General features: G+C 57.4%; 12 protein-coding genes. 10 read left to right on the top strand and 2 right to left on the bottom strand.

Annotated elements, in window-relative coordinates; genetic code table 11:
- The first annotated feature begins 148 nt into the window (after positions 1 to 148).
- The 3 genes from AC2FHW_RS11275 to rpsD all read left to right on the top strand — a co-directional run bounded on the left by AC2FHW_RS11275 (position 149) and on the right by rpsD (position 2776).
- On the top strand, positions 149 to 1156 hold the full coding sequence (locus tag AC2FHW_RS11275; protein WP_282021539.1) for a helix-turn-helix domain-containing protein: 1008 nt from the start codon (positions 149 to 151) through the stop codon (positions 1154 to 1156).
- 282 nt (positions 1157 to 1438) lie between these two features.
- Complete coding sequence (locus AC2FHW_RS11270) at positions 1439 to 1942, top strand: hypothetical protein (RefSeq protein WP_282027585.1); 504 nt, start codon at positions 1439 to 1441, stop codon at positions 1940 to 1942.
- Between the two features lie 213 nt (positions 1943 to 2155).
- Complete coding sequence (gene rpsD / locus AC2FHW_RS11265; protein ID WP_058279997.1) at positions 2156 to 2776, top strand: 30S ribosomal protein S4; 621 nt, start codon at positions 2156 to 2158, stop codon at positions 2774 to 2776.
- 129 nt (positions 2777 to 2905) lie between these two features.
- Here the strand turns inward: rpsD and AC2FHW_RS11260 are convergent, their stop codons facing one another.
- The gene (locus AC2FHW_RS11260; RefSeq protein WP_142636466.1) at positions 2906 to 3367 is read right to left on the bottom strand and encodes an Lrp/AsnC family transcriptional regulator; all 462 of its coding nucleotides are present in this window, start codon (positions 3365 to 3367) and stop codon (positions 2906 to 2908) included.
- Between the two features lie 103 nt (positions 3368 to 3470).
- On the opposite strand from AC2FHW_RS11260, the gene AC2FHW_RS11255 reads away from it, so the two are divergent.
- The 4 genes from AC2FHW_RS11255 to AC2FHW_RS11240 all read left to right on the top strand — a co-directional run bounded on the left by AC2FHW_RS11255 (position 3471) and on the right by AC2FHW_RS11240 (position 7670).
- A complete protein-coding gene (locus tag AC2FHW_RS11255; RefSeq protein ID WP_282027584.1) occupies positions 3471 to 4886 on the top strand; it encodes an aminotransferase class V-fold PLP-dependent enzyme in 1416 nt (471 codons plus the stop codon).
- Positions 4887 to 4951: 65 nt separating this feature from the next.
- Positions 4952 to 6037: a histidinol-phosphate transaminase gene (hisC, locus tag AC2FHW_RS11250; protein WP_271949150.1), complete on the top strand. Its 1086-nt coding sequence runs from the start codon at positions 4952 to 4954 to the stop codon at positions 6035 to 6037.
- Positions 6034 to 6954 (top strand): prephenate/arogenate dehydrogenase family protein, encoded by a 921-nt coding sequence (locus tag AC2FHW_RS11245; RefSeq protein WP_271949152.1) that lies wholly within the window; start codon positions 6034 to 6036, stop codon positions 6952 to 6954. The genes hisC and AC2FHW_RS11245 overlap by 4 nt, the downstream gene beginning before the upstream one ends.
- The gene (locus tag AC2FHW_RS11240; protein ID WP_282021535.1) at positions 6951 to 7670 is read left to right on the top strand and encodes an extensin-like domain-containing protein; all 720 of its coding nucleotides are present in this window, start codon (positions 6951 to 6953) and stop codon (positions 7668 to 7670) included. The genes AC2FHW_RS11245 and AC2FHW_RS11240 overlap by 4 nt, the downstream gene beginning before the upstream one ends.
- Here AC2FHW_RS11240 and AC2FHW_RS11235 read toward each other — a convergent pair.
- Complete coding sequence (locus AC2FHW_RS11235; RefSeq protein ID WP_142636475.1) at positions 7667 to 8668, bottom strand: DUF2125 domain-containing protein; 1002 nt, start codon at positions 8666 to 8668, stop codon at positions 7667 to 7669. The two genes, AC2FHW_RS11240 and AC2FHW_RS11235, sit on opposite strands and share 4 nt — an antisense overlap.
- Before the next feature lie 67 nt (positions 8669 to 8735).
- Here AC2FHW_RS11235 and AC2FHW_RS11230 point away from each other — a divergent pair, with 67 nt between their 5' ends.
- The 3 genes from AC2FHW_RS11230 (at position 8736) to AC2FHW_RS11220 (ending at position 12200) form a co-directional block, all read left to right on the top strand.
- On the top strand, positions 8736 to 9266 hold the full coding sequence (locus tag AC2FHW_RS11230) for a gamma-glutamylcyclotransferase (RefSeq protein ID WP_142636477.1): 531 nt from the start codon (positions 8736 to 8738) through the stop codon (positions 9264 to 9266).
- Positions 9267 to 9335: 69 nt separating this feature from the next.
- On the top strand, positions 9336 to 10517 hold the full coding sequence (locus AC2FHW_RS11225) for a biopolymer transporter ExbB (protein ID WP_142636479.1): 1182 nt from the start codon (positions 9336 to 9338) through the stop codon (positions 10515 to 10517).
- Between the two features lie 3 nt (positions 10518 to 10520).
- Positions 10521 to 12200: a peptidoglycan -binding protein gene (locus AC2FHW_RS11220; RefSeq protein ID WP_271949158.1), complete on the top strand. Its 1680-nt coding sequence runs from the start codon at positions 10521 to 10523 to the stop codon at positions 12198 to 12200.
- Positions 12201 to 12287 lie beyond the last annotated feature (87 nt).

The following is a 12287-nucleotide window of genomic DNA, read 5'->3' as shown; positions in this document are numbered from 1 at the left end:
TCATCTGCACATGCCCACCAATGGACGCTTACGAAGAAGCCGCAGAGTAAACAGACGACAACCAGATCAGCCCCCGCTCTGGCCAGGGGCTGATCCATCCTGGGTCATATGCCTTTGCCTGTGGCCCAGGCATTTCAGCGGGGGAGACATGAAGCATTGCATCTTCGAAAATGACCTAGCCTATCTGGCTGAGCCAACCTCTGCTGCCTTCGTGCGAACCCACAACATCGATGTGATCGTGCGCGATAGTAGTGCATTTGCCTCGGCCGAGATGATCAGGGAATTTTATCATGCCCTGAGCGATCTGACCGGCGACCATTCCTATGTCGTTAATCTGCGTTTGGCTGGTGCGGGGTCTGTAGGAGGACCGCAGTACTGGACCGGAAGAGCGGCTGTTTTCTGGGGCGATTTTTCGGATTGTTGGACGTTGTCCGACGCCGAAAGAACATGGGTCTCACAAGTTCTGAATCTTTCGCCACGGACCGTTCTTGTCGGTGGTGCCGTGCTTGTGCTGGCCCAGATTAGATTGTCGGAAAAAACAGTCGCGGCCATTCACCCCAACTTCGATGCAGCAGCGCGTGAAGCAGGTTTGACCAACTGTGGTACAGGCACATATCTGGCGGCGCGCGGGCGCACGCATAGCGCGACGACACGTCTGAGTACGCTGCGTTTGTTGGCGGATTTTGTTTCGTTGGACCATGGTGAGAACATGGCAGATAACCTGCGCGGGTTTATCGGCCTGTCCGAACCCAAGCGGGACTGCGAAAGCCAGCTTGCCAATCGCTTGATCCATCGTGCGGGCGGGGATCACCTGGTTATGTCAGCGGTTGAGGCAATGCTGAACCATGTCGAAGAGCCACTCAGGATCACGGATCTTTCGAACATGGTCGGCACTTCAACCCGGCAGCTTCAGAGACGGTTTCTGAACAAGACGGGGGCAAAACTTTTGGCCACATACCGAGAATTGCGTCTGGAACGTGCGCATAGCCTGCTGCGGTTTACGGATTTGCCACAAATCGAGATTGCCACCGCCACAGGGTTTTCGTCTACAACGTCACTGAAACGTGCTTTTCGAGACCAGTACAAGACGATGCCGGAAGATATCCGCAGCCTCCGCTTTACCGGTGGAATAGCGGATCGGGGGCTGGTGAACTGACAGCTCGTGCAGTGTGCCGATTAGGGCGCACGCATTTGAAATCTAAATCCGCTGTGGTTGGCGAATCGAAAAAAGCCTGATCAGACCGAATGCAGGGCAGACCGATATTCGGGCTCAGTATGATCCTTTAAGTCTTTGAAACGCGGATTTCTGCATCCGGATTCTGATTCTGTTCTGCAACATTCTCGTGATTGCTGCAATTCCGTCCCTTTTCTGCCGGAATCGTCACTGATAAACCCTTGGCCATCGGGCAGTGATTTGTTGAGGGGTACGGGCGGTAAAATGAATACCGGGGTAAACGGTCGTGTTGCCATTTCATGGTCGCAGACAGAGATTGATGGGCTAGAGGCGGCGCCTCTGGCATTTTTAAATGTAGGGTCGGCCTGGTCCTGGCGCGGTCAGGCATCGATGCTAGCAGGCAGCGCTGAAGTTGTCGGGCGTAAAAACGCATTTGCATCAGGTACAATCGGGCGCGTTATTTCTGCCACGACTTTTTCGGATAATGTCGTCGGAACGCTCGAGCTTATGAACGGGGCGCAACGGTTTTCAGCGTTACTGGTCGTTTCCGATGATGATGAAAGCCCGTCGCTGGTGTTTGAAAGCGGCTGTCCTTCACGCGATCAGGAATTCTGGATCAGCGCATATACTCAGATCAAGCATCAGAGTGGTGAAGTTGCAGAGCAGGACGGAACTGTCGTCGCGTTTCATCGCAAGGCCACTCAGTTCCAGTACACTGGTGTCGCGAACCTACGCGCAACTGTAAACGGTGCCACTTTAGCGGACTAAATCCCGTTAGTGGTGCCGTCTTTGAATCGAATTTCAGAAAGTTTCGGTTCCTTCCGTTCGGCATGTTGACTCTGCCAGCGCTGCGGATATAAGCGCGGCTTCATTGGTGTTGGTGGCCCCCGCAAGGGGAGGCCTGTCATGAGGGAAACCTCAAGAGGACAACGCCCTTCATAGTGGCCTATTAGGGCCTCGACCTTAAGAAGGAGATCAGCCGTGACCAAACGCACGTCTGCCAAGTACAAAATCGACCGCCGGATGGGCGAAAACATCTGGGGTCGTCCGAAATCCCCGGTCAACCGTCGTGAATACGGCCCTGGTCAGCACGGTCAGCGCCGGAAAGGCAAACTGTCTGACTTCGGTCTGCAGCTGCGCGCCAAGCAGAAGCTGAAGGGCTACTATGGCGACCTGACCGAAAAGCAGTTCCGCCGCATCTATGCCGAAGCTGTTCGTGTCAACGGCGATACCGGTGAAAACCTGATTGGTCTGCTGGAACGCCGTCTGGACGCCGTCGTCTATCGCGCCAAATTCGTCGCGACCGTGTTCGCCGCGCGTCAGTTCGTGAACCACGGCCACGTCACAGTGAACGGCAAGCGGGTCAACATCCCCAGCTACCGTGTCAAAGAAGGCGACGTCATCGAAGTACGTGACAAGTCCAAGCAACTGGCCGTTGTTCTTGAAGCTGCTGCTCTGGCCGAGCGTGACGTTCCTGATTACATCGACGCCGACCACTCGAAAATGACCGCGACTTTCGTGCGCGCACCGGGTCTGGGCGATGTGCCTTACCCTGTCATGATGGAACCGAACCTGGTTGTCGAATTCTACGCGAAGAACTAATCTTCGCCGAAATCGAAATTCGAAAGGCCGCGCGGTTGCGCGGCCTTTTTCGTTTTAGGGGGCTCTGCCCCCAATCACGACCAGCCGCGATGCCCCCCGAGCAATTTTTTTGACCAAATAAAGAGCGGATCAGATTGGCAAGGGTCGTCCTTCTGCAATTGCCTCCATCGCGAAATATGAAGTTACGCTGTCCAGCTCGACTTTTTCGATGAGGCGTTGATAGACCTTGTCGTACGAAGCCATATCCTGCGTAACAACCTTGAGCTGATAGTCGTAGTCGCCGCCAATGCGGTGGAAGTCCACGACCTCTGGTATCGTCAGAACATGCCTGCGAAAGGCCTGTAACCACTCGGCCGAGTGGTGCCGCGTACGCAGCATGACGAAGACCACAAGGCTCAGCCCTAGTTTTTCGCGCGCGATTTGCGCTGTCGATCCGATGATGACGCCCTGATCATTCAGGGCCTTCAGCCGACGCCAGCAGGCGTTTTGCGACAGCCCGATGCGGTCGGCCAGTTCACGTTGGGACAGCGTAGCGTCGGTTTGCAGTTCACGCAGCAGGCGGTGGTCAATATGATCTAGATTTTTGGACATTCCAAATCATATGACACAAGATTTATGAAAACCATCTAAAAATATGCATTATATACACAACACATATCAATCATATTTATTGGGAAACTTCGGAGTCCGTATAATGACACTTTCCCAATTTCGTTCTGACATTGAAGCTGCTGTTCGTAGCGACACGTTGCGCGATGGCTTAATCGGCGAGAATGTTATGATCCCGGGGCTGCGCGGGGACATACCTTTGGTTTACGCGGATTATGTCGCGTCGGGTCGCGCATTGAAGCAGGTCGAGGATTTTGTGGCCGCGCATGTGTTGCCGTTTTATGCCAACAGCCACACCGAGGCGTCTTATTGCGGGGCCTACATGACCCGACTGCGCCGCGAGGCCCGTGCGGAAATCTCCCGGATTGTTGGCGCCGGGGAAAATGATGCGGTGATCTTTACGGGATCGGGCGCTACAGCGGGTCTCAACCGGCTGGTCAATCTGTTGGGGATCGAGGCTGCTGCACGACCAGTGGTAATGATCGGCCCATATGAGCACCATTCGAACATCCTGCCGTGGCGGGAAAGCAAAGCGCTGGTGATTGAAATCCCCGAAGCACCCGAAGGGGGTGTCGATCTGTCGGCTTTAGAGCGTGCCTTGGTTGAAAACGCGGATGCGGATCTGATCGTCGGATCATTTTCGGCCGCTTCGAATGTGACGGGCATAATCACTGATCCCGACCCGGTTACGCGGCTGCTCAAGGCTAATGGCGCTGTAGCGGTTTGGGATTATGCGGGCGGTGGGCCTTATCTGCCAATGGAAATGGGCCCGGCGGATGCGCGCAAGGATGCGATCGTGGTCTCTCCTCATAAATTTGCCGGTGGGCCCGGCGCGTCTGGTGTATTGATCGTCAATCAAAACGTTGTGCAGCGCACATGCCCCAGCTGGCCCGGTGGTGGCACTGTGAGTTTCGTGTCCCCTTGGGGGCATGACTACAGCGCCGATCTTGCAACGCGCGAAGAGGCGGGAACGCCGAATGTCATAGGCGACATCCGTGCCGCGTTGGCTTTCATGGTCAAAGATGCAGTTGGCGCAGACGAAATCGCAAGGCGCGAGGCGCTTTACAACCAGATGGCATTGGAAGGGTGGGGAGATAACCCAGGTCTGACCTTGTTGGGCGCGGACAATCCACATCGGTTGCCTATTTTTTCCTTTCTTGTTCATGACAGTAAAGGTCAGCCGGTGCACCAGCAGTTATTCACCCGGATGCTGAGTGATGTTTATGGCATTCAAGCCCGGGGTGGGTGTGCTTGTGCCGGGCCCTATGCCCATCGGTTGCTGGGTATTGATCGTGCAGCCTCGGAGCAGTTGCATGCGGCGCTTGGTGCTGGAGAAGAGTTGAAAAAACCCGGTTGGGTGCGTCTGAACTTTTCATATCTGATGTCCCAAGAGACTGTCCGCTTCATCATCGACAGCGTCAATGACCTGTCCCGGCGGACCGAAGAGTTTACTCCCTTTTACGACGCCGACCCGGCGACAGCCCGCTTCAAGGCGGCATAAGGGAATTGCCGCTTTTCTCAACGCTTTGAGACGGGTATGAGGGGCTTCTAAATACGGAGCCTCTTATGACCCAGATCACCCCTCAACCCGGCATTATGGACATCGCGCTTTATCAGGGCGGCCAGTCGAAGGTGGCGGGGGTCGACCATGTGATCAAGTTGAGCTCGAACGAAAACCCCTTTGGCCCCAGCCCCAAAGCGATCGAGGCAGTACGGGACAGTGCGGCCACCCTGAATCGGTATCCCAGTACAGATCACGCCAGTCTGCGTAAGGCCATTGGCGAACGCCACGGGCTGGACCCAGTGCGCATTATCTGCGGCGTGGGCAGTGACGAGGTGCTGCAATTCGTGGCACAGGCTTATGCCGGTCCGGGGGATGAGGTTATCTATACCGAACACGGATTTTCGATGTACCCGATCATCGCTCGGATGGCGGGGGCAACTCCGGTGATGGTGCCTGAAACCGATCGTCACGTGGATGTGGACAACATTCTTGCCGCTGTGACTGACCAGACCCGGATCGTGTTCGTGACCAATCCGGGCAATCCGACATCGACCATGATCCCCGAGGCTGATCTTATCCGACTGGCCGAAAGCTTGCCGCAGACTTGTCTGATGGTGATTGATGGCGCCTATGCCGAGTTTGTCGAAGGGTTCGACGGAGGCCGCGCTCTGGTGGATCGGTTCGAGAATGTGATCATGACGCGGACCTTTTCCAAGATCTATGGACTGGGCGGGATGCGGGTCGGTTGGGGCTATGCGGCGCAAGAGATCATTGATGTGCTGAACCGGGTGCGCCAGCCCTTCAACCTGTCGCTGACTGCGTTGGCCGCTGCCGAAGCCGCCATAAAGGACGAAGAGTACCTGACCTTTTGCCACAGCGAAAATGCACGCTTGCGGGTTTGGCTTTCGGCCCAGTTGTCCAAAATCGGCGTATCTTCGGATGCGTCCAGCACCAATTTTATTCTCGCCCGCTTTAAGGATCAGGCCGAGGCCGAAGCGTGCGACGATTACCTCAAGACACAGGGTTTGATCGTGCGCCGCGTCGCGGGATATAACCTGCCAAATGCTCTTCGGATCACGGTTGGGGACGAGGAGGCTTGTCGCCGTGTCGTTGCGGCCATAACCGCTTTCAAAGGGGGCGCCGCATGAGCCAGGTTTATGACCGCGTTGCGCTGATCGGGTTGGGCCTGATCGCATCGTCGATGTTCTGGGCGATTAAACGTGCTGGATTGGCCGCCGAAGTAACCGGCTATGCCCGGTCCGAGGCCACGCGCGACACCGCGCGCAAGATTGGCCTATGCGACCGGATCTGCGACACCGCGCAAGAGGCCGTTGAGGGCGCAGACCTTGTGGTTCTATGCGTGCCGGTCGGAGCGATGGGCGCAGTTGCGCAAGAGATTGCCCCTGTCCTGAAACCGGGCGCGACCGTCTCAGACGTGGGCTCGGTCAAGCGGCATGTCATTCAGGATGTCTCGCCTCATATCCCGCAGGGTGTACATTTTATCCCAGCGCATCCGCTGGCCGGGACCGAGCATTCCGGCCCTGAATCCGGATTTGCCGAGCTGTTCGACAATCGGTGGTGCCTCTTGGTCCCGGTTGAGGGCTCGGACCCGGAGGCCGTCGCGCGCCTGCGCTCATTGTGGACGGGGTTGGGGTCGAATGTTGATGAGATGGATGCCGACCACCATGATCTGGTTCTGGCGGTTACATCCCATGCGCCACACCTTATCGCCTATACGATGGTCGGCGTAGCGGATGATCTGCGCCGTGTGACCGATAGCGAGGTCATCAAATACTCGGCCGCGGGCTTTCGGGATTTCACCCGGATCGCGGCCTCGGACCCGACTATGTGGCGCGATGTGTTTCTGACCAACAAGGATGCGACGCTAGAGATATTGGGGCGTTTCACTGAAGAACTGTTTGCGCTGCAGCGGGCCATTCGTACAGGTGACGGCGATCAGCTGTTCGATTATTTTACCCGCACACGTGCGATCCGGCGCGGGATCATTGATGCCGGGCAGGATACGGACGCGCCGGATTTTGGTCGCGGGAAAACCAACCCATGAGGCGCGGCTGGAGCGTTCTGTCGATTGGGTGGTTGGTACTTGGTGCCACAATGGGGAATGCAACGCCATCTGAACACCTGTTGACCCTCGATGACCAACCGGTTCTGGCCTTTGCCGCTCCGGTCGGGATGCAGCCAGAGTTGCAACCGAATACGCTGGTACAGCAGGTGCTGTTCAAAAAGCGTAAGCTGCGCAAAACATCGGTCTGCGGGAATATCGAAATTCAGGGCAAGCCGGTGGGTAATGTTCCCGGCAAGATCAAAGCCTGCGGGATCAAGGAAGCGGTACAGATCACCTCAGTTTCTGGTGTGGCGCTTAGCCGTCCGTCCACCATGGATTGCGGCACAGCAATTGCGCTGAACCAATGGGTCGAGAAAAGCGTGAAGCCCACCTTCAAAAGGCGCGGTCCCGTTGTCGAACTGCAGGTCGCGGCCCACTACGCATGCCGAACGCGCAACAACCGCAAGGGTGCGCGGATATCGGAACACGGTAAGGGCCGGGCCATAGACATATCAGGTTTCAAGATGGCGAATGGCGAGGTTGTGACCGTTCTGAACGGTTGGCGCAAGAACCCGTCAAAGAAGCAACTGACCAAGATCTGGCGCGCCGCCTGCGGGCCGTTCGGAACGGTACTTGGCCCGAATGCGGACCGGTATCACCGGGATCATTTTCACTTGGACACAGCCCGGTATCGCCGTGGCCCGTACTGCCGTTAACGCAGGATCAACCGCGGGGCCGGACCAAGGGGTAGCGGGCCAAGCGCCACATAGCCCTCACGGAAGTTCAACTGCAGATCCAGCGAATCGGGATTGCCCCCCAAGCCAGCCATGAATTTCAGGGCACGTGTCACAGGGTCTACCGCCTGATCGGGCAGGGCCCCTGCGGCGTTGGCCATGGCAACCATCTCACGCCAATTTTCGGCCTTGATCGAAATCTCTCCGGTAGGAATACCCTGATCGTCTACGTCCAGCTCTCCGGCAGCGAACAGGCGCAATGCACCCCATTTCATCTCAGCCAGACGCAGGTCGATCCGGGTGGGCTGAGGTCGGCTTTGTTCCAGTGCAGATCGATCCCACGGTTTGTCAAAGGTGGCGACCATATCCATTTCCAGCGCATCGAATGTCTGGGGCAGTGTGGTGGCGGAATGCATCATGGCGCGCAGATCATCGCCGGGGGAAAAGCCATCGATCCGCGCGCTGATCGCATAGGCTTGAGGATTTTCGGTTTGCTCCATCACCAGACCAAGCGTGGTTCCCGCTGCTAGCAAATCAGCATCATTGGCAACGGACCATGGTCCGGCAGTCAGAGACATTTTCTCTAGCACCAGCGCGACACCAGGTTGCAACTGCAGCTCGGCCTGCAGGTCAGCTGCAACGATGGTCGACGTTTGATCGAAATAGGACAGCAGCTGCGGCGTTTCCGCGAAACGCAGAACCTGTCGACCCGGCCAGATCGCGGGGCTTTGGAATTCGATCCAGTCGGCGCTCCAGGCGGTGCCGTTGACCGGGTCGGCCAGAGCGGGGCTGTTCAGTCGGGTGACGTGGTTGAATGGATAGCCTGCTGTGGCTACGTCCGAAAAATCGGCCAGCCAGCCTCTTTCTTGTTGGTTGTCGAACCAAGTTGTGATCGCGTTGCGCAATCCATATCCGGCGACGAACCAATAGGCGCTCCAGATCGCAGTGATGAAAATGACTACTCGTATTAGCCCGCGCATTGCTAATGGCCCTTTTTCCCGCCTTGAAATTGATGTTTATAGGCGCAAACGGGCAAGGACCAGTGCTATGACGATGTGGGTTTTCGGATATGGGTCGCTGCTGTGGAATCCCGGCTTTCCCGTGTCCCGCAGCGAACGCGCAACCCTGAATGGATATGCGCGGTCTTTCTGCATGAGTTCGATTCATCACCGCGGAACCGAAGAGAAACCCGGCCTTGTTCTGGCGTTGGATGAACAGCGTGACACCCTGTGCAAAGGTCTGGCCCTCGCCGTCGAGGCAGGCCACGAAGAGCGTACCTTGCATGAACTGCGCGAGCGCGAGCTGATCTCGTCGGCCTATGTCGAAAAGATGCTTGATGTGCATTTGGAAACGGACGAGGTCGTAACGGCTGTCACCTATGTTATCGACGCAGATCACGTGCAGTATTGCGGGGGCATGCCGTTGGAAGACCAGGCGCAGATCATTGCCCATGCTGTCGGCGGGCGCGGTCCAAATACCGAATACCTTTATAACACAGCTGAACATCTGACCGAGATTGGTCTGCGTGATCCCGATCTTGAGTGGTTAGCGCAACGGGTGCGAAGCATTACCTCATAAACCCTTGGCGTCACCGGCAGATTTTCGGTAGATTCGCGTCAGAGCAGAAAAGAACCGGGAAAAACGCGCATGGCGCAGGCACAACAGGGCGCGAGACCGCATTTCTCGCAACCCATTCGTCAGATCGTAACGATGCTTGTGGCGATCGGCCTGGCTGGTATGGGCATCTTCATGGCGCTGCCTTACGTTTTGCCGGTTTTCTATGCAAACCCGTATCTGAACGGTTTTATCCTTCTGGTATTTTTCGTCGGCGTAATTGCCTGTTTTTATCAGGTGACACAGTTGATCGGTTCGGTGCGCTGGATCGAGTCCTTCGTTGGTGGCGTTGTTCATGAGGACGCGCGCACGCCTCAGCTTTTGGCACCGCTGGCGTCGCTGCTGCGGGACCGGGGTGCGCGGTCGCAGATCAGTTCCAGTTCGACCCGGTCTATTTTGGATTCGGTGGCCGAACGGGTCGAGGAAGAGCGTGAGATCACGCGTTATATCACCAATGTTCTGATCTATCTTGGGCTTTTGGGAACGTTTTTTGGCTTGGCCACGACGGTCCCCGCTATTGTCGACACGATCCGCAGTCTCAATCCGCAGGATGGCGAAGAAGGGCTGGCCGTGTTCAATCGCCTGATGGTTGGCCTTGAAACCCAACTGCAGGGAATGGGCGTGGCCTTTGGGTCTTCGTTGCTGGGTCTTGCCGGATCACTGATTGTGGGGTTGCTGGAACTGTTCGCGGGCCACGGGCAGAACCGGTTTTATCGAGAGCTCGAAGAATGGTTGTCCTCGATCACCCGTGTCGGCTTTGCAGCAGGCGATGACGGCAGCAGCACCGAACTGGCGGTTCTGACACCGGTTCTGGATGCAATGTCCGAACAGATGAACGCCCTGCAGGACCTGTTTTCGGCGCAGGAAGCCGACCGGGCCGAGCTGTCGGGCAAGCTGGGGCATCTTGTCGGCGCAATCGGAGATATGAACCAGCGTCAGTCTGAGACCGAGAATGTCACCGCTGCGCTGGAACGTGTCGCACTGGGGCAGGACGCTCTGCTGGATCATCTGCGGGAACAGGGGACCAGCGAAGGAATAGACGCAGAAAGCCGCATGCGCCTGCGCTCGATGGATGTTCAGTTGCTGCGTATCCTCGAAGAAATTTCAGCAGGCCGCCAAGAAAGCATGAGCGAGCTGCGCAAGGACATCGAACTTTTGGTCAAAGCTCTTACATTGCCCCGAGGCGCCGTTCGAACCGCTCCGGAAGGAGAGTAATCCATGGCTCTGTCCCGTCGCACAGGTCAGCGGTTTCAGGGGTCGGTCTGGCCGGGTTTCGTGGATGCGATGACCGGGCTGTTGATGGTGCTGACCTTTGTGTTGACCATCTTCATGGTGGTGCAATTCGTGCTGCGCGAGACGATTTCGGGGCAAGAGGATGAACTGACCGCCCTGTCCGGCGAAGTGGCGGCCCTTGCTGGTGCGCTTGGGTTGGAAGAAAGGGAAAACAGCCGCCTTCAGGCCCGGTTAGGGGCGCTGAATGCGACCCTGACGCAGGCCGAGGAAGATCTGGCGCAGGCAGAAACCAGGATCACGTCATTCGAAGCACAGGTCGCATCTCTGTTGGCCGATCAGGAGCGGTCGCTGGGGGTTATCGCCTCACTGGAATCTGAGCGTTCGGAATTGCTGAATGAACAAGAGGCCCTGAACCTGGCCCTTGCCCAAAGCCGTGCCGAGGTCGATGCCCAGGCCGAGGCCGCCCGGCTTGATGCTGCCCGCCGCGAAGCGCTTGAAGCGTTGGTGGCGGATCTGGAACAAAATGAGGCCGCGCAGGCCGCATTGGTCACCGAGCTTGAAGGCCAGCTTGACGCCGAAGAGGCCGCGCGCCTGGCCGAAGCTGCGGCGGCCGAAAACCTGCGCAATCGTCTGCAGGATGCGGATGCGGAACTGACCGCTATGACGCTGGCTCTGGAAGCGCAACGCAAGCAAGCCGAAGAAACCCTGACCCTGTTGGCCGCTGCGCAAGCTGCTAAGGCCGAACTGGAGCGGCAGTTTGGTGAGCTTGATAGTCAGGAGTTGCAGGCCCAGCTGCAAGCGGCATTGGCCGCCCAAACCGACGCTCTGACAGCGGAACAGATACAGCGCACATTGGCCGAAGAACGCGCAGCCTTGCTGGCCGTTGCGCGTGAGGCAATCTCTGCCGAGAAAGCCGTTTCAGCAAAGGCGCAGCGTCAGACTGCCTTGCTGAACCAGCAGATGGCAGCCCTGCGCGAGCAGTTGGGTGGATTGCAGGCTTTGCTGGACGATTACGAAGACCGCAACGCCGCCGCTGATATTCGTATTCAAACATTGGGTCAGGATCTGAACGCCGCACTCGCCCGCGCCGCCTCGGAAGAGCGTCGCCGCCGTTTGTTGGAAGAGGCCGAGCGCGCCCGGCTTGAGGCCGAGGCCGAGGCCCTTTCGGGCCAGAACCAAGAACTTACGGCGCAGGCCGAGGATCTTCAGCGATATCGCTCGGAATTCTTCGGTCGGTTGCGCGATGTGCTGGGTAATCAGGAAGGCGTTCGGATCGAAGGCGATCGGTTTGTGTTCTCGTCCGAAGTACTGTTCGATACAGGATCAGCAGTGCTGTCGCCCAAGGGTCAGCTTGAGATCGCCAAGGTGGCCAATATACTGCGCGGTGTCGCGGCTGAAATTCCCGAAGGCCTGAACTGGGTTATTCGCGTGGACGGCCATACCGACAATGTCCCGCTGGCCGGAACTGGCCGCTATCGGGACAACTGGGAGCTTAGCCAGGGACGCGCCTTGTCGGTTGTCCGTTATATGGTCGATGCGCTGGGTATTCCACCGCAACGTCTGGCGGCCAATGGCTTTGGTGAATTCCAACCCTTCAACCCCGCAAACACCCCAGAAGCGCGCGCTCAGAATCGCCGGATCGAATTGAAGCTGACCGAGCGCTAATTGCAGCAAGGAAGGCCCATTGTCAGAGTTGGGTGGTTTTCCGGGCGCCCCTGAGGTTTTCTTTTGAGACAGGTGACACGGCTTAGG

Source organism: Ruegeria sp. YTSA108 (assembly GCF_059610185.1).
This window is presented reverse-complemented; position numbering and strand designations above follow the sequence as displayed.